The sequence below is a fragment of the Clostridium amazonense genome, from assembly GCF_056431285.1.
Genome location: NZ_JBWKMH010000025.1, coordinates 1 through 19,094, shown reverse-complemented (window position 1 = coordinate 19,094; position 19,094 = coordinate 1). Strand labels below are relative to the sequence as shown.

General features: G+C 26.6%; 17 protein-coding genes. 13 read left to right on the top strand and 4 right to left on the bottom strand.

Features of this window, described 5'->3' with window-relative positions:
- Positions 1-14: 14 nt before the first annotated feature.
- Entirely contained in the window at positions 15-1,004 is a 990-nt protein-coding gene (bsh, locus tag AC07E4_RS11170) for a choloylglycine hydrolase (protein WP_034438917.1), read from the bottom strand.
- A 118-nt stretch (positions 1,005-1,122) separates the two neighbouring features.
- Here bsh and AC07E4_RS11165 point away from each other — a divergent pair, with 118 nt between their 5' ends.
- Complete coding sequence (locus tag AC07E4_RS11165; RefSeq protein ID WP_478216421.1) at positions 1,123-2,025, top strand: LysR family transcriptional regulator; 903 nt, start codon at positions 1,123-1,125, stop codon at positions 2,023-2,025.
- 665 nt (positions 2,026-2,690) lie between these two features.
- Positions 2,691-3,524, top strand: a complete 834-nt coding sequence (locus AC07E4_RS11160) for a deoxyribonuclease IV (protein WP_430829415.1) — start codon at positions 2,691-2,693, stop codon at positions 3,522-3,524.
- A 53-nt stretch (positions 3,525-3,577) separates the two neighbouring features.
- Here AC07E4_RS11160 and AC07E4_RS11155 read toward each other — a convergent pair whose 3' ends face one another.
- On the bottom strand, positions 3,578-5,275 hold the full coding sequence (locus AC07E4_RS11155; protein WP_478216420.1) for a methyl-accepting chemotaxis protein: 1,698 nt from the start codon (positions 5,273-5,275) through the stop codon (positions 3,578-3,580).
- 340 nt (positions 5,276-5,615) lie between these two features.
- On the opposite strand from AC07E4_RS11155, the gene AC07E4_RS11150 reads away from it, so the two are divergent.
- Genes AC07E4_RS11150 through queC form a run of 3 tightly spaced genes read left to right on the top strand, consistent with a single transcriptional unit; the run spans position 5,616 to position 7,254 of the window.
- The gene (locus AC07E4_RS11150; RefSeq protein ID WP_478216419.1) at positions 5,616-6,101 is read left to right on the top strand and encodes a QueT transporter family protein; all 486 of its coding nucleotides are present in this window, start codon (positions 5,616-5,618) and stop codon (positions 6,099-6,101) included.
- Positions 6,102-6,103: 2 nt separating this feature from the next.
- Positions 6,104-6,586 (top strand): preQ(1) synthase, encoded by a 483-nt coding sequence (gene queF, locus AC07E4_RS11145; protein WP_478216418.1) that lies wholly within the window; start codon positions 6,104-6,106, stop codon positions 6,584-6,586.
- A gap of 8 nt (positions 6,587-6,594) precedes the next feature.
- Positions 6,595-7,254 (top strand): 7-cyano-7-deazaguanine synthase QueC, encoded by a 660-nt coding sequence (gene queC / locus AC07E4_RS11140; protein WP_478216481.1) that lies wholly within the window; start codon positions 6,595-6,597, stop codon positions 7,252-7,254.
- A gap of 58 nt (positions 7,255-7,312) precedes the next feature.
- Here the strand turns inward: queC and AC07E4_RS11135 are convergent, their stop codons facing one another.
- Entirely contained in the window at positions 7,313-8,512 is a 1,200-nt protein-coding gene (locus AC07E4_RS11135; protein ID WP_034438905.1) for an AI-2E family transporter, read from the bottom strand.
- Positions 8,513-8,783: 271 nt separating this feature from the next.
- Here AC07E4_RS11135 and AC07E4_RS11130 point away from each other — a divergent pair, with 271 nt between their 5' ends.
- From AC07E4_RS11130 to AC07E4_RS11095, 8 genes are all read left to right on the top strand, one after another.
- Entirely contained in the window at positions 8,784-9,308 is a 525-nt protein-coding gene (locus AC07E4_RS11130) for an ECF transporter S component (protein WP_478216417.1), read from the top strand.
- A 633-nt stretch (positions 9,309-9,941) separates the two neighbouring features.
- On the top strand, positions 9,942-10,514 hold the full coding sequence (locus AC07E4_RS11125; RefSeq protein WP_478216416.1) for a hypothetical protein: 573 nt from the start codon (positions 9,942-9,944) through the stop codon (positions 10,512-10,514).
- 761 nt (positions 10,515-11,275) lie between these two features.
- Positions 11,276-11,725 carry a GNAT family N-acetyltransferase gene (locus AC07E4_RS11120; protein ID WP_430829411.1) on the top strand — a complete coding sequence of 150 codons (450 nt, stop codon included), beginning with the start codon at positions 11,276-11,278 and terminating at the stop codon, positions 11,723-11,725.
- 157 nt (positions 11,726-11,882) lie between these two features.
- Positions 11,883-12,503: an HD domain-containing protein gene (locus tag AC07E4_RS11115; protein ID WP_040330939.1), complete on the top strand. Its 621-nt coding sequence runs from the start codon at positions 11,883-11,885 to the stop codon at positions 12,501-12,503.
- 644 nt (positions 12,504-13,147) lie between these two features.
- Positions 13,148-14,311, top strand: a complete 1,164-nt coding sequence (locus AC07E4_RS11110) for an MFS transporter (protein WP_430829409.1) — start codon at positions 13,148-13,150, stop codon at positions 14,309-14,311.
- Between the two features lie 204 nt (positions 14,312-14,515).
- Positions 14,516-15,226 (top strand): HAD-IA family hydrolase, encoded by a 711-nt coding sequence (locus AC07E4_RS11105; RefSeq protein WP_034439760.1) that lies wholly within the window; start codon positions 14,516-14,518, stop codon positions 15,224-15,226.
- Positions 15,227-15,474: 248 nt separating this feature from the next.
- Positions 15,475-16,899: a TldD/PmbA family protein gene (locus AC07E4_RS11100; RefSeq protein WP_478216415.1), complete on the top strand. Its 1,425-nt coding sequence runs from the start codon at positions 15,475-15,477 to the stop codon at positions 16,897-16,899.
- Positions 16,899-18,176, top strand: a complete 1,278-nt coding sequence (locus AC07E4_RS11095; RefSeq protein WP_478216414.1) for a metallopeptidase TldD-related protein — start codon at positions 16,899-16,901, stop codon at positions 18,174-18,176. The genes AC07E4_RS11100 and AC07E4_RS11095 overlap by 1 nt, the downstream gene beginning before the upstream one ends.
- Before the next feature lie 647 nt (positions 18,177-18,823).
- Here AC07E4_RS11095 and AC07E4_RS11090 read toward each other — a convergent pair.
- The coding region (locus AC07E4_RS11090; RefSeq protein WP_478216413.1) for an integrase core domain-containing protein at positions 18,824-19,094 on the bottom strand (271 nt) is incomplete at its 5' end.

Genomic DNA, 19,094 nt, shown 5'->3' with positions numbered 1-19,094 from the left:
ATTAATAAATAATCTTAATTTAAATTATTTATACATTGAGAATTGCAGTTTGGAAATACTTTTACTTTGTCTGAGTCTAAATTTTCATTAAATAGGTGAACAGCAGATATTTGGCGATTTTCATAATTGTGATAATAATAAGAACCAGATTCACTACACATTGCAGATGTATAAATTGTATAGTCTACAGAGTCATCTTGTTTTATTACTGCACCTTTTGGAATATTACATTCAGATAATATATGAAAGGCAGCTGTTACACCATCAGTTTCTGTTTTTACATTTAAGATATTGTTTTTTAAATAACTTGCTCTAACAAATCTAGATGGTGGAGTAAAATCACCAGGTAATCCAAAAGTACCAGAACCTTGACCAAATGGACTTAAGTCTAAATCTTGCCATTTAGTAGGTGAAAGTTGTTTAGGATTAAGTCCTATATATTGGCGTAAGTTATTTAAATGCCATTCTAAATTTGGGCTGTTTGTCATTACCCCAATAGGATTATCTATAATTTGCAAGCCATTAATTGTTTTTTCAATAACTATACACTTAGATGATTTATCACATAAAATCCAATGTAAAGGTGGAGTTACACCTAATACAGATATATTTTTAGATAATATTTCTACATTGGACATATTGGCTTTTACATCATTTATATCAGCAAATTGAGATAGTAAATATACAACTAAATCATAGGCTACAATATTTGTTTTATTTTCGCTAAGTCCATTTTCAAAGTCGGCAAATCCAGGAAAATACAGAGTTGCACATGTTAATCCTTTTTCATTTACACCATCTGCAAGTACAGGATGATTATCTACTAACATTCCCATACCAACTGAAGCATATTTGACTTTTAAAGGCTTTTTATCTATATCACTAATAAAATTATAGTTTCTAGGTATTAAATGAACTTCTTCATTTAGTTTTATTGCAAAATCCATTGTTCTAGCAAGAATGTTATATCCGTTTTCAGTTTTAAGAGTTAAACTAGTACACATTTATTTACACTTCCTTTGTTAATTTATTATATTTAAATTTTACAACTATGATATAATTAAGTAAAAATAAAGTTACTTAACATATAGTTAAGTACAACTTAATACAAAGAGGTAAGTTATGAATTTTGAACAACTTGAAATTATAACAACATTATCAGAAGAAAAAAGTTTTTCAAAAACTGCTAATAAACTTCATTTAACCACTTCAGCTATTAGTCAAGCAGTTTCTTCACTTGAAAATGAATTAAAAATAAAAATATTTGAAAGATCAAAGCAGGGAAGTTTTCCAACAATACAAGGACAGTATATAATTAGAAATGCATATATGATTTTAGAAAGAAAAAAAGATATATATGCATATTGTGATAAGAAATTTCAAAGTCCTAAAGTTAAGTTAAGAATTGGATGTATTCCAGGAATTAATTCTCCGCTTATTAAGTCACTTCAAAAGTTGAAAAATGAATATCCATTTATTGAAAGCACAATAATTGAGCAAAATACTGAAGAGTTATTAATTTTATTGCAACAAGAAAAATTAGATTTTGCATTGATTGCATTTTCTGATAATATTAAGAATCACAATTTAAATTATGAAATTACTAAGATTATAGATGGAAAATTTTATTTTTTAGTTAATCAAAACTCTCCAATTGCTAGTTTTGATATTTTAGATTATGAAAATATTATTAACCAACCGTTAGCTATTTATAATGATAAATTTTTACTAAATTATTTGAGTCATATTGAAAATGAAACTCAAAAGTCTGCTAATGTTTTGTTTCAAACAAATAATTTTAGTTCTATAATAAATTCAGTAGAACAAAATATGGCAATTTCGTTTGGTCCATCTTATGCAATTATGAATGATTCTTATGATAAAAGAAATAATATAAAAACTATGAAAGTAGTGAATGATAATAATACACTTAGTCCAGCACTTTGGTTTTTGAAAATTAAGAATAAATCGCTTAATGAAATGGGTGAAGAGTTATTTAAAAATTTTAATGAAGAAATAAAATAATAATAAAAGCTTTTAAATAATAAAAATTATCCATTGCAAAGTTTTATATAACTGTAGTATCATTTAGATATATAAGTTTGAACTATTGTACAAGAATTAATAATTAACAATAAAACTAAAGCCTCAGTTTTTTAAATCAATTTCTATAATAATTTGAAGAGCAATTTAGTTAAAACATATAAAGTAATAGTTATATAGGGTTCCAAGCTGAAAAATGAAATTATTGAAATAATAAATGAGAATAGTAGTATTCCAAGAAACAGTAATTATTTAAAACGTTATTCATAAAAATCTCAAAGAAACTTTAATGAATTTGCTATTTTATTTCCAAGACTAAACGGCTGAATCGACGTCCTGTCTAGGCAGTCGCTGAACCCGTCCTTGGGTTCAGGTCTTGAAAATAAAACACAAATTAATAAGAGTTTCTAAATCAATTTTTAAAGAAATACTAATTTAAATAATTCCTGTTTCTTGATGAAAGAAAAAAGCTTTTCAATTGATAAATTTGTTATTTTGAATTTGAACTTGTAACCCTATACTTACTATTAAAACTATGTTTATTAAGAATATTATAATGGGGAATTTATTCTCCAAGATGAATTTTTTATGGTTATATATTATTTTTAATTAGGCTTTTAGAATAAACAAGAGAGGAAGATAGATATATGTTAAATATAGGATGTCATTTGTCAACTAGTAAGGGTTTTAAAAATATGGGAAAGGAAGCAGTTCAAATTGGAGCTAATACTTTTCAATTTTTTACTCGTAATCCTAGAGGTGGAAAGGCAAAAGATATAGACGAGAAGGATGTTAAAGAGTTTTTAGAAATAGCAAAAGAAAATAATTTTGGAGTGATTCTTGCTCATGCACCATATACTTTAAATGCTTGTTCTAAAGAGGAAGATACTCGAAAATTTGCAATGGAAATGATGGCAGATGATTTGGTGAGAATGGAATATGTACCTAATAATCTATATAATTTTCATCCAGGTAGTCATGTTAAACAAGGTGTAGAAGTTGGAATTCAGTACATAGTAGATATGTTGAATTCTGTTTTAAAAGAAGAACAGACAACAACAGTTTTATTAGAAACAATGGCAGGAAAAGGAACGGAAATAGGAAGAAGTTTTGAAGAAATACAAGAGATAATAAGTAAAGTTGAATTAAAAGATCATATGGGTGTTTGTCTTGATACATGTCATGTATATGATGCTGGATATGATATAGTAAATAATTTAGATGGGGTTTTAGAAGAGTTTGATAGAATAATTGGACTTGATAAATTGAAAGCAATACATTTAAATGATAGTAAAAATCCTTTTGAAAGTCATAAAGATAGACATGAAAAAATAGGTGAAGGATCTTTAGGAATAGAAGCAATTAAAAATATAATTAATCATCCTAAATTACGCCATTTACCATTTTTCCTTGAAACGCCAAATGAACTTGATGGATACCAAAAAGAAATAGAATTATTAAGAGGATTATACAAGGAATAAAATTTAAATAAAAAACAGAGTATAAGGATTTTTATACTCTGTTTTTATGTACTTTATACTATAAAATTACTTACTGTATCATTAAGTGTATTACTACTAGTATTAACTTCATCAATAAGCTTTACTACAGAATGAGATTTTTCAGAAAGAAAATTCATTTTCTCAGCAATGCTATTAGTGCCATTAGCTGAAGAATTAGTAGAATCACTTATTTCATTTATAGATTGCACTATAGTTTCCATTGCAATCATTATGTTGTTAGACATTTCACTGAAATCTTTGGTCATGTTAAAAATCATAGTAGCATCATCATTATATTGTTCACCAGTTTTTACAATCATGTCATAATCGCTTATAACGTTAGCGTTTATAAAATCTATCATTTCTTTTGAAGTAGTTACTAAATTAGTAACGGTATCAACAATTAAATCATTAACAGCTCTAATTTCTGATACTGTATCTTTAGAGTCTATTGCAAGTTTTCTTATTTCTTCAGCAACTATGGAAAATCCTTTTCCAGCTTCACCAGCTCTTTGAGCTTCTATTGCTGCATTTAATGCCAATAAATTAGTTTGTGATGAAATTTTTAAGATAGCATCAGATAAAACATTTACTTTTTCAACTTGTTTAGCATTTTCAATAGCATTTAAAAGTTTGGTTTGAGTTTCTGTATTTATTTTTTCTACATTGATTTTAGAAGTAAGTGCTACATTTTTAAGTTCAGTTGCTCTAGATTTAATTATATTTGATTCATTTGAACCTTCTTTAGCTTTTTTAGCAATTAAATCTATATTGCTACTAACTTCAGAAGCTAATGCGCGTATTTCCTCTGTAGATGCAGCAGTTTCTTCCATTCCACCAGAAACTTCTTCGGTAATTGAATACACATTTTCAGTTAATAAGTTTAATTCATTTATAGTTGTATTTGCAGATTTTACTTTGTCTTCAACACTAAGTGATTCAGAGGTAATAGTTTTAATTATTTCTCTAAATGAATTTTGCATTAAATTAAAGCTTGAAGCAAGTCTGCCGATTTCATCATTACTAACAAAATCAATATGTTCAGTTAAATCACTGCTGTTATTTGACATATCATTTAATTTTAGCAATATCTTGTTTATAGGTATAAGTATATTTTTATTTATAAACATTGTTGAAAGTGCTGAAATAATAACTAATATAAATAGGTCTATTAAAATTAAGTTAGTGGTTTTACCAACAGACTTATTAATGTTATTTATACTTTTATCAATATTTTCACTTGATATAATCTTGAATTCATCAACTTTTTTATTAATGGTTTCAGCATTTGCATCAAAGTCTTCCATAAATTTATTACCTTTTGAAGGCCCATCAATAATATAAGCAGAGGCCATTATTTTTCCAGTTTCATAATAAGGCTCAAAACTTTTTTCAATATCATTAAGCATTGACTCACTTTTAGGGTTTAAATCTTTAAGTTCACTTAAAATAGTTTTTACATTATTGGCATAATCTTCAGCAATTTCGAAGCCATCATCAAAGCCTTCGGCAGCACGAGTTGCACTTATATCAGTAAGCCATTGTTGAACTTGAACAACACTTAATTTTAAATCATTTGCTTTTAGCATAGTAGTAAAATGTTTATCTTTCATTTCGTTTACGAGATTTAAGTTCGTTTTAGTATGGATAAACTGAATTCCCATAAATCCAATGAAAAATATTGACATTAAAAAAATTGGAAACAATATTTTTGTTTTTATACTTTTCATAAAAAATAGTCCTTTCTTAAAAGTGCATAAAATTTTTAAAAACATTAATATAAAACATAAACTTACAGAATATGCAATTTAATTATAACATGATAGTTATCTTATAAAAATCTATTTTGTAAAGTATTTCAAAGATATTTAATATATTTATGTAAAATCATATAATAATTCCTTGATTTTAGAAAAAATATAATTTATAATCAAGAAAGTAAAATAAATTAAATAAGACAGTTCGTTGACCATCCTGTCTCTAAACAAAACTAGGAGAGCATAAAAAAGTTTATTTATGTGTTTTAAGATGGAGCAATGCTCCATCTTTTATTTTTTTGGAGGTGATTTTATGGAAATAGATAATAGAAGTTTAAAAACCAAAAAGCTTACTACTTCAAGTATAGTAATAGCACTTTACGTAGTAATAATGTTTTTAACTCAAAGTTTTTCATTTGGTGCAGTACAAATTCGTATTGCTACAACATTGTATGCATTAGCTTATCTATGTCCATTCTTAGTTTTACCCCTTGGTCTTTCGAACGTCATATCTAATATTTTACTAGGTGGATTAGGTATATTTGATATTTTAGGTGGAGGATTAGTAGGTGTAATAACCTCAATTTTAATTTGCTTAATTAGAAAGTTTAAATTAAATATATGTTTTGTAGCAATTCCTATAATACTTATTCCAGGTCTTTTGGTGCCTATTTGGTTATCACAAATATTAATTGTGCCTTATAAGGTTTTAGCTATTAGTTTGTGCCTTGGACAAGTTGTTCCAGCTATTTTAGGTGTAATTTTAATAAAAATATTTAAAGGTAAGATTGGAGAATAATTATGCAGGAAAATTTAAAATTGAATTCATTAGGAAATAGAAATGTAAAGTATGATTTTTCATACACACCAGAAATTCTTGAAACCTTTGAAAATAAACATAAAGATAATGATTACTTTGTAAAGTTTAATTGTCCAGAGTTTACAAGTCTTTGTCCAATAACATCACAACCAGATTTTGCAACAATTTATATATCATATGTTCCAAATGAAAAAATGGTTGAAAGTAAATCTTTAAAATTATATTTATTTAGTTTTAGAAATCATGGAGATTTTCATGAAGATTGCATGAATATTATAATGAAAGATTTAATAAAGCTTATGGACCCTAAGTATATAGAAGTATTGGGAAAGTTTACACCAAGAGGAGGAATATCTATTGATCCTTATTGTAACTATGGTAAGAAAGGTACTAAATGGGAAGAGGTAGCTTTTAATAGACTTATAAGGCATGATATGTATCCAGAAAAGGTGGACAATAGATAATGAGTGTTATGAAAAATGAAGATGTTTTAGTTGTTCTTAGTGGAGGACAAGATAGTACTACTTGTCTATTTTGGTGTATGGAAAACTTTAAGAATGTAATAGCAATAGGATTTGATTATGGACAAAAACATAAATTAGAGCTCAAATGTGCTAGTGACATTTGCAAAGAGTATAATATTCATTATGATATTTTAGACATGTCATTATTAAATAGCCTTACATCAAATTCTTTAACAAGACAAGATATTAAAGTTGATGAAGTTAAAAATGATGAAAAAGTTCCTAACAGCTTTGTTGAGGGACGTAATATGATTTTTCTAAGTTTTGCAGCAATATATGCAAAAAATAAAGGATTAAGGCATATTGTTACTGGTGTTTCAGAAAGTGATTTTAGTGGATATCCAGATTGTAGAGATAGTTTTATAAAATCTTTAAACGTAACTTTAAATTTAGCTATGGATTATGAATTTATAATCCATACTCCATTGATGTGGCTTAATAAATGTGATACATGGAAACTTAGTCATGACTTAGGAGCATTTCAAATTATAAAGAATAAAACATTAACTTGTTATAATGGAATTATTGGAGAGGGATGTGGAAAATGTCCAGTATGTAAATTAAGAGCAAAAGGTCTAAATGAATTTTATACTAATTATAGCAAATAAAATAATATTATAAAATGAGGCTTTTATTTTATATAATAAAATAAAAGCCTCATTTAAATTAAGAAATAATATTCTTTTTATTTTTACGTTCAGTTTTTGTATATTTATCATACCAATCATTAAAAAGAACTTTTAATGATGCAGCTATTGGAACTGCAAGTAACATACCAAATAAACCACCAATATTACCACCTATCAAAATAGCCATCATTGTAAATACAGCATGTAATCCAACACTGTTTCCAACAATTTTTGGAGCTAAAAGGTTATTGTCTACTTGTTGTACTATTAGCATTGCAATAATTGCATAGAGAACTTTTATTGGTTTTCCACTAGCAAGTCCCATGATTCCAGCAAGAACAGTTCCAACTATAGGGCCAACATAAGGAATCATATTAGATATTCCCGCGATTAAACCTATGACAATGGCATAGTCTATGCCTGCAATAGCAAGTGCTATAGAAGAAAGTATTCCAACAAAACAAGCTTCTAATAATTGTCCACGAATATATTTACCAAATACATCATGAATAACTTTGAAAATATGAGTTATTTTACCACCTAAAATGCTATTTCCAAATATTAAGTAGTAAATTTTATTCCAAAGAGATAAAAAGTATTCATAATCTTTTAAAAGGTAGATACTAATTATAAAAGCAATAAAGAATGAAGCAATACTACTGCCAATAGACATAATTGAGGATGTCATATTTCCAAGATTGCTTGCAATGTATGTTTGTAAAGAATTAATTGCATTTATAATATGTGGTTCTAGATTATCTAAAAGTGGAATATTTAATCCTTCAATAGCTGTTTTTATGGATGTAGCTGATAATGAACTATTTCTTAAATACTGTGTAATCTCATCTATTATATTAGTTAATGTTGTATTATTTGATAATTGACCACCAATCATAAAATAAATACCCCAAATTAAAAGCATAATAATACCTACTATTAAAAGATAAGCACCTAAAATAGCCAATACACGCTTTGTTGACTCATTTTTAAATTTATGAAACTTATTTTTATCAAGAAATTTTTCAATTCCATTAGTAATAGGAAATAACAAGTATGCTATAACAATGGCTATTAATAATGGCTTAATTAAATTAATTAATTGAGCTAAAATAGCAAAAGTTGTTTTAAAAATAGTACCTATGTTGAATAGTAGTAAAAATGAAACATATATAACAATTGCTGTTAAAGTTATATATACACCATATTTAAACAATTTTTTATCAAATTCAACTTTCATATTTAAATCACCTTCTTTTAATTTGAATTTTATTTTAGTATATAAATAAGTTACAACTAGAATATGAATAAGTCAATATAAATTGAATTATTACAGAAAAAAATAAGGAAAAGTTGAAATTAATGTAATATAATGTATGTTTGACTAAATTAAACCAATATATTATTATGTATATAGATATTAAAAAAATGTAAATATGTACATAATAATTCAAAAATTAGGTTAAGGTTTGAATTGTTAGTAGAATTTGTTTGATTATGGGGGGAGTAATTTGAAAACAAAGAAAATTATATTAATGGGATTATTTACAGCACTGTGTTTTGTAGGTACTTGGGTACATATTCCAATACCTATAGGTGGTGGTATGTCTATGATTCATCTAGGAACTACAATGATATTTATAATAGCTATTCTTATTGGTAAAGAAGCAGCTATTCCAGCAGGTATTGGATGTGCACTATTTGATTTAATATCACCAGGATATTCACTTTGGGTAATTCCAACTCTTATTGTAAAAGGTCTTATGGGGTATGTAACAGGCAAAATAGCTTTTGCCAATGGTAATAATGGTAAAAGTTTAAGTTACAATATATTAGGATTTGTAGCAGGAGGAGTTGTTTCGCTACTAGGATATTTTGTATTTAACTGGGCTTTATTTAAAGGATGGCAAGGTGCTGTTGCAAGTTTGTTAACTTCGTCTATAACAACAGGTATAGGACTTGTAATTGCAATACCATTAGCTGTAGCAGTTAAAGCAGCAACAGCTAGATTTATAAATGATGCTTTTGTAGAATAAAATATATAACCACTTACAATATTAAGTTGTAGGTGGCTTTTTTTATAAAGAAAATCTCAAAGTTTGTAAGTGAATTTATAACCTTACATAAAGTTATTTTAATGTAATCTCACATCAACAACAAATCTTTGTAGGCGAGGTTTTAACCTTGCAAAATGTCATTTTAATATATTAATTTATAAGTTTACATTCGTATCAAAGACCGCCAAGACTAAAGTCTCAGCTACGAGGAAAACAGAAATAAAATTGAAAGTCCCAACCTTTGTAGGCGAGAATTCATTCTTGCGTAACGTCATTTTTAATCTTCAATTTTCAATTAATAAGTAGGCGAGGTTTCAACCTTGCAAAGTGTTATTCTAATATATTATTTTAAGAATGAGATGCCATGTCAAAGACCGCCAAGACTGAAGTCTCAGCTACGAAGGAAAACAGAGATTAAGTTGAAGGTCTCAAAGTTTGTAGGCGAGGTTTTAACCTTGCAAAGCGTTATTTAAATGAAATCAATAAATATGTATTTGATGATGAAATGAATATTAAAAATATATAAGAAAATAATATAAAAAGGATAAATTAATTTAACAAACAATCGATAATTGATATTATATAATAAACATTACAAGTAAGGAGCGTATTATGAATAATAAAATAACTTTAACATATGAAAATAGTGAGTTCGTTATATTAATAAATGACACAATAGTAACTAAAGGAAGAGATTTGGAAAAATCTTTAGAAAAATTTGAACAAGTAGTAAAAGATAATTCAACGGCTCAATCAAGAAGTTGGGATAGTATAGAAGAAAGTATACAAGAGTTAAAAAACTCTGAAATAGAAATTAATAGTGAATATAAAACACTAACATTTGGGGCAATGAAATATTTTTATGCTACAGGGAAAACATTTTACATATCTAAAGGAGAAATGGCAGAATTAAAAGGAGGATATAACTTATTTTATTATATAGTAAACTTAGTTTCATCAGGATTACTCGAAGACTATGAAAGGTTGTTAAAGTTCTGTAAAGACATTTTAATAAATAAATCATTATATAATATTTCAGAATCAAGCATTGTAGTATCTAATCCTGGGTTCAACTATGGATCTTGTGAATACAATTTTGTAACTAGAAAAATCAATAAAGGTGCATCTATTTCAAAAGGTAATTTAAATGATTTTATAAATTATGTATTAGAAATAATTAAATAAAAACCTAAAGCTGAGGAATAAACCTTAGCTTTTCTTTTTGTGTACCTCTTTAATACGTAAAAAATAAATGAAAATTGAATTGAAAGTCCCAACCTTTGTAGGCGAGAATTCATTCTTGAAAAACGTTATTTATATTACTTTTAAATTTGTAATCTGTTAGGGACTGACTTTACTTTCTTAGATAAGTATACTATTTAAAATGGTAGTAAATTATTAAAAGGTGATTGATTCATGAGATGTCCGTCCCTCTTGGTGATTAGTATATTTTAAAGGTGAAAGCAATAAAATTTAGCAAGGATACATTACCGCCAAGACTGAAGTCTCAGCTACGAAGAAACTAAGAATTGATATTGAAAGTCCCAACCTTTGTAGGCGAGGTTTCAACCTTGCAGAAAGTCTTTTAAATATATTATTTCTAAATTTACATTCATATCAAAGTCCGCCAAGGTTAAAACCTCAGCTACGAAGGGAATAGAAATTAAATTAAAAACCCCAACATTTGTAGGCGAGAATTCATTCTTGCAAAACGTCATTTAAATATATTATTTCTAAATTTGCATCCATATAAAAGACCGCCAAGACTAAAGTCTCAGCTACGAAGAAACTAAGAATTGATATTGAAAGTCCCAACAGTTGTAGGCGAGGTTTTAACCTTGCAAAACGTTATTTTAATATATTAATTATATTGACACAGTATTGAAGACGTCATATACTATTATGAAAAAGTTGGATAAATTTAGTTTGTGAAAGGATTATATTGTATGAAGATAGATATTAAAGATGTTAATAAAGAGAATTTAAAAGATATTTTAGAATTAAATGTAAATGAAAGTCAAAGTTCTTATATTGAAACAACTAGACAGTGTCTTAATGAGGCTGAAGAGTGTAATTCATATAGGCCAGTTGGACTTTATAGTGATGGTGTTTTAGTAGGTTTTGCAATGTATGGACTTTTTAAGGATGAAGGTAAAAACGGAAGAGTGTGGCTTGATAGACTTTTAATAGATAAAAAATATCAAGGAAAAGGATTAGGTCATATTATGCTTGAAGCCCTTATAAATCATTTAACACAAATATATAATTGTGATGAAATATTTTTAAGTTTATATGAAGATAATAAGTGTGCAATGCACATATATGAAAAATTTGGTTTTAAGTTTAATGGGGAATTAGATATAAACAATGAAAAAGTAATGGTTAAAAAATTATAATAAATATTAAATGTATGCTTTAAGTTATTAAGCATACATTTTAAATGAATATAGAAATTTATTTTGTGAATGAAATAATTAACTGAAAATTGACAAAATTTACAAAATTGGATATAATTATGAAGAAATAAAATTAAAACATAAGGAGTATTTTGTTATGCAAAATTTAAAGATTCCAACTATGGAAGAAGCCAAATTAATTTTAGATGAAGCATCTAAATTAAATCCAGGACCATGGGTAGAACATTCTTTAAATGTAGCCGAAGCAGCTAAAAGTATTGCAGATAATGATAAGGATTTAGATGGGGAAGTTGCTTATATATTAGGAATGATTCATGATATTGGAAGAAGATATGGAGTAACAAGCATGAGGCATACAATAGATGGTTATAACTTTTTTATAGAAAAAGGATATGATTTAGCAGCTAGAATTTCTATAACACATTCATTTACATATAAAAATATTAATTCTATATGTGGAGAGTGGGATTGTTCAGATGAAGAACTAAGTTTTGTAGAATCTTACATTAATGGTATAGAATTTGATTCATATGATAAGTTAATTCAATTATGTGATGCAGTAGCACTTCCAAATGGATGTTGTTTAATGGAAAAAAGAATTGTTGATGTAGTTATGAGGTATGGTTTTAATGAATTTACTCTTGATAAGTGGAAAGCTAGTTTTGAAATACAAAAATATTTTGAAGACAGAATAGGAAAATCTATTTATGATGTTATACCTAATGTTAAAGAATTTACATTTAAGATGGATATATAGGGAAACAAGTTGAAACTTTAAGTTATTCATGTTTCAGTTGAGAAAGAGAAATTTAAAGTGTTATACAAAATTAACAATTAACGATGAACAATTAACAATGAAGGATAAAACTGAAGTATCAGTTTTTAAAATCAATTTTTATGATAATTTGCTAAGCAAATTAGTTGAAAACAATATAAAAACGTAGTGAGTAATATCAACTATAACTTTTCACTCTTAACTCTTACTTGGTTCCAAATATAAATATAGAAATAGACTGTAGGATTAGTACTATCATTTGAGAAAGACATTACTTTAAATTTGAACTTGGAACCCTATATAACATATTAATAGTTAATTTATCATTTGGACCTAAAAGAAAAATAGAGATTAAAATATAAATTTTAAAGAAAGGAAGATTAAGCCATGTGCAAATTAAATTTTAAAAAAGGTTTTACTCCAAAATGTGGCGCATCTAATGGAAAGGGTGCAATTTCATATGTTTATGGGAGGAGTATGTCCTTTTTTATATGAATTTGCAGGTTTAATAATTAATATATTGCAGTTTATATAGGAATTTAGAAGAACATAGCAACTCCTAAGATTTTATCGTTTTGATAAAATTTTTTTTTATTAAAAAATATATAAATTAGGAGTGAAAGTAAATGAGAAGTATAGAAAAGAATATTAAGGTAGATATATTATATAGAATTTTTAGTAATTTAGATTTTACATCAGCTATTTGGGTATTATATTTATCAAGTAAGGGTATATCATTAGTTAAAATTGGGATATTAGAATCAATATTTCATATAACTAGCTTTATATGTGAAACGCCAACAGGAGCTATAGCAGATTTATTAGGAAGAAGAAACACATTAGTTATGGGAAGATTAATGGCTTTTATATCCAGTATAATTATGCTAGTTTCAAATTCATTTTTAGGATTTGCTTTAGGTTTTGTATTTTCAGCATTATCTTTTAATTTGAATTCAGGTTCAGAAGAAGCTCTTATATATGATACTTTAAAAGAATTAGGAAAAGAAAAGGAATATTCAAGTATAATTAGTAAATTGAATGTGGTAATAGAGGTAGCTTCAGGTATTGCTGTTTTTATAGGCGGGGTTTTATCAGAAAAAAGTTTTGTGATAAGTTATGTAATAGCAGCACTTATTAGTTTGACAGCGCTAAATGTAGCCTTACTTTTTAAGGAGCCAAAATATAAATGTGATGAGAAAGTGAATATAAAGAAGCATTTTAAAGAAAGTTATTTTATTATAAAAGATGATTCTAAAATTAAATTTATATTATTTTTTTTCCCACTAGTAGATACTTTTACAGCAATGCTATACTTTTATGGACAAAAGTTTTTTGAAGTAAAAGGATTTAGTATAACAGTTATAGCTATTATTTTTGTTATAAAAAGCATATGTAGTACTTTAGGTAATCTTATGTTTGTTAAAATTAAAAAAATACTTAAAGCAAGAACTATATTTATTATGATTTCTTGTATATCAACTTGTTTAATACTAGTGGGATTTTTAGATAATAAATTTAGTGTGATATTATTTGTGATTGTAGGTTTTTTTGATGCAATATTATATGTGATAAGTTCTACTTTGTTGAATAAAGAAATACCTTCGGAGCAAAGAGCAACATTAATATCAGTAGATAGTATGAGTTATTCAGCTTTTATGATTATATTATTTCCTTTAGCAGGATACTTAGGAGAAAAAATAAGTTTAAGTAATATTTTCATAATTCTAGGCATAGTTTTATTTGTGATTAATATCATAAATATAAATAATATAAATAAGTTTAAAATATAAAAAGGGTAATATCTCTAGTATCATTTGAACTTAGAAAGAGCAATTTAAAGTGTTGTACAAAAATGAACAATTAACCATCACTTATAATTGCTAACTGTTAATTGGTTCCAAACATGATAATAGAATAAAATGTAAGGCCAGTAGTATCATTTGATAAAGTTATTATTTTGAATTTGCGTTTGGAACACTATATAGGAGGGGAATATGGGAAAGGTAAAAGCAATTTTAATAGATTCTGGAAAGGTACTCAATGGGCCTGTGACTGGGGAATGGTTTGTAACACCTAATTTTTTTGAATATGTAGATAAAAAGAAAGTTGAAAAATTAAATATTGAACAAATTAATAAGGCTTTTCAGTTAGCAGGTGACTATATTTCAAAGCAAGATTTTATAGTTACAGAGGAAGAAGAGTATAGACATTTTTTGAAATATTACAATATATTTTTTGACACTGTTAAAGAATTAAATGTATCAAAAGAAAATATAGAAAATGTAACAAAAGATTTAGTTTACAATTATGACAAGTATAGATTTTATGATGATGTTATAGAAGTTATTCCTACATTGCATAAGAACTATAAGTTAGCTGTGGTTTCAGATGCATGGCCATCTCTTTTAAATGTATTTAAAAAGGCTGATATGACAAAATATTTTTCAGCTATTGTTATTTCATCATTTCAAGGTGTTACAAAACCTAATGATTTAATGTACACTACTGCACTTAAAGAACTTAGTGTAGAGCCTAATGAAGCTATATTTATTGATGATAGTCTAAAAAACTGTAAGGGTGCAGAAAAGTTAGGAATTAGAAGCATATTAATATGTAGAGATAAAGAGGATTACTTAGATAATAAGAATAAATTAAAAGATATAGACGTAATAAATAATTTTAAGGAACTATTAGAGATTATATAAATTTAAAGGCTATGCATTTATAAGTGCATAGCCTTTAAATTATGATTAGAAGTTTAAAAAAAGTTAATGAAATATATTTGTATATTTACAAAAAATAAACATATTAGATTTTTACAAGCATTATAATATAGAGTGATAAAACTATTATGAAAACAAATTAGAATTAAAGATGTTTTTTTATTAAAGAGTTTATAAAATAATAAGAAAATTATTTTAAGTTCTAAGTTATAGAATGAGGAGGGGGAAATATGGAGATACAGTTTAGTGAATTTTTAAAAAAATCGAAACCATATTTAAAAGAATTAATCAATGAATTAGATAAAGATTTTAAATATGTTTCAGTATTAGCTACAGACTCAAAGGGGAAGGAATATTTAGTATCTAATAGTGAGATACATATAGATAAAGTAATGGTGGCAGAAAGAGGTTTTGTAGTAAGAGTATATAATGGAATTAATTATTCGGAATATTCATTTAATTACATCGATGATAAAAATGTAGGAAAAATTGTATTAGACATAAAGAATAAATTTAAAAATTTTAGTGATAAAATTGAAAATGATTTAGAATTAATAGAGTACGATGTAATAAAAGAAGAACCTATAAATAAAAAAGAGCAGAAACCAGTAGAGATTTCACCACAAAGCTTAGGTGATGAAAAGATAATAAAAAGATTAACTGAAATTAACAATAAAGGCATGAGCCTTTCAGATAAAATAATACAATTTAAGTCAATATATCAATATGCTCAAATAAACAAAATATTTTTATCTAAGAAAAAAGATTTAGAAGAAAGCTACATGTGGAGCAATGGAATGTTAATATGTATGACATCAGAAGGTGAAAATACAAAAGTTATATATGATTCATTTTCAGGATTAAAAGGAGCAGAGTTGTTAGATGAAATTGAAAATGGTGTAGAAATTTTAGTTGAAAATGGATTAGCATTATTAAAATCAGAACCAATAAAACCAGGAGAATATGATGTTATCTGTTCACCTGCTATTTCAGGGTTAATTGCACATGAAGCTTTTGGACATGGTGTGGAAATGGACATGTTCTTAAAAGATAGAGCTAAATCTAAGTATTATATGAATAAAGAAATAGCTTCAGAACTTGTAACAATGCATGATGGAGCATTAGGAGTAAATGAGACTGCTTCATATGTATTTGACGATGAGGGTAATTTGGCAAATGATACAATAATAATTGATAAAGGAATATTTAAGAGAGGTCTTTGTGATACTTTAAGTGCATCTAAATTAAATGTTATACCTGCTAATGGAAGAAGAGAAAGCTATGAAAGAAAGGCATATTCAAGAATGACTAATACTTACTTTGAATCTGGTAAGGATAAACTTACTGATATGATAAAATCTATAGATTATGGATTTTTAATAGAAGGCAGTGGAAGTGGAATGGAAGATCCTAAAAACTGGGGCATTCAATGTATTGCTATTATGGCAAAAGAGATAAAGCATGGAGAATTAACAGGAAAAATATATTCACCAGTTATAATGACTGGTTATGTACCAGACTTATTGAAGTCAATATCTATGGTGTCTGAAAATGTTTCATTAGAGGGTGCAGGCTTTTGTGGTAAGGGTTCAAAAGAATGGGTTAAGGTATCTTGTGGAGGACCTTATATAAAAACGAAAGTGAGGTTAGGCTAATGGTTGAGAAAATTTTGAGTGCTTTAAAAAAATTAGAAGCAGAGATTTATAAGATAAATATTACTAAGATAAAAAGTGAAGAATTGTTTTTTATAAGAAAAAAATTAGATATGAATAGAAAAAAAGATGTAACAAAATACGAGGTTACACTTTATAAGGATTTTAAGGAAAATGAAATTAAGTTTAGAGGAGAATCTACAGTTGATATTTATCCAACTATGAATGATGAAGAAATTTTAGAAGATTTAAAGGGTGGTCTATATGCAGCAGGTTTTGTTAAGAATGAATATTATCCATTACCTAAGAGTGAAGGGGCAAACACTATAGATAAATCCTATTTGAATAAAGATTTAAATTTAGAAGAAACAGCATTAAAAGTTCAAAATGCTTTATATAAATATGACCACTATGATAATGGTGGCATAAATTCTACAGAAATATTTGTGCAAAAAATAGAAAATAGAATAATAAATTCAGAAGGAATAGATGTGTCTTTTTCAAAACTTGGTTTAGAAATAGAGTATGTTGTAGATTGGACAGAAAATGGAGAAGAAGTAGAAATATATAATAAAGACAATTATGATGAATTAAATGAAAATACTATAGCAGAAAGTGTAAGAGAAGCAATAGAAGTTGTTAAGTCTAGAGCAAAAGCAAAAAGTTCAGTAAAAACAGGAAAATATGATGTTATACTAAACAAAGAGGCAGTACAAACTTTTTTTGAATATTATCAGTATAAAGCTAATGCTAGGTCTATATATACAAAAGGATCAAAATTTAAAATTGGAGACAGTATTCAAGGAGTAAATATAATTGAAGATAAGATAAACGTAAGTCTTGAAGGAACTAACCCTTATGATAATGATGGAGTAATGTTAAATAGAACTAATATTATAGAGGATGGAATATTAAAGAGTTATTATGGTAATTTTAGATATTCTAGTTACTTGAAGACTAAGGCAACTGGAAATTTAAACAAATTAGTAGTTAATAGTGGAAATACAACAATTGCAGAAATGAAAAAAGAGCCACATCTAGATTTATTAGCATTTTCAGCTTTTGATATGGATCTATCACTTGGAAACTTCTGTGGTGAAATAAGACTTGGATTTTACTATGATGGTGAAAATACAATTCCAATAACAGGAGGATCTATATCTGGAAATGTTAAAGATGCTCAAGGAAATATGATATTATCAAAGGAAATATTTGAAACAAGTAAATTTGTAGGACCTAAGTCAATAAAACTTAAAGGTGTTACTGTAGCAGGTAATTAAGCTAGGGCTGTATCAAAAATATTTTTGTTAAAATATAGGGTTCCAAGTTAAAAAATGAAATTACTCAAATATTAAATGAGAATAATGTTAGTAAAGGAAACAGGAATTATTTAAAACGTTATTCATAAAAATTTCAAAGAAACTCTAATAAATTAGCCATTTTATTTCCAAGACTAAACGGCTGAATCGACGTCCTGTCTAGGCAGTCGCTGAACCCGTCCTTGGGTTCAGGTCTTGAAAATAAAACACAAATTAATAAGAGTTTCTAAATCAATTTTAAAAGAAATACTTATTTAAATAATTCCTGTTCCTTGATGAAAGAAAAAAGTTTTCAGATTGATAAATGTATTATTTGAAATTGGAACCCTATAGTATATTGAAATCCAAACTAGAAAAAGGCTATTGGTATTTAAAGTTTACCGATAGCCTTATATTTTTCATTAATTTAATAATATAGTTTATAATTTTAAATTAAACTTATTAATTAATCTATTAACTAAGTTATTTTGATACAACCCTTTATTATATAGTCTAACTTTACATTCATATTAAAGACCGCCAAGATTAAAATCTCAGCTACGAAGGTGAAGCAATTAAATTAAATAATATAATTTATCATTTTCGGATTGGCCCCACAAAAGTAGACTCTAAATGCTAATTACTAGCTTATTCTTAAAATTACTATTTTTTAGATTATAGAACTCATTTGGGGTTCTATAATCAACTGAAGAATGTATTCTTTTAAAGTTATAGTTATCTACGTATTTTTCAATAGTGTTAATTGCATCTTTAAAATTTTTAAACAGCCTGCCGGCAAGGCATTCTTGTTGTAAATATCTATGGTATGACTCTATATGAGCATTGTAATTAGGACTATGAACAGGTATTCTTTCATGTATTACATTCTCTTGAACACAC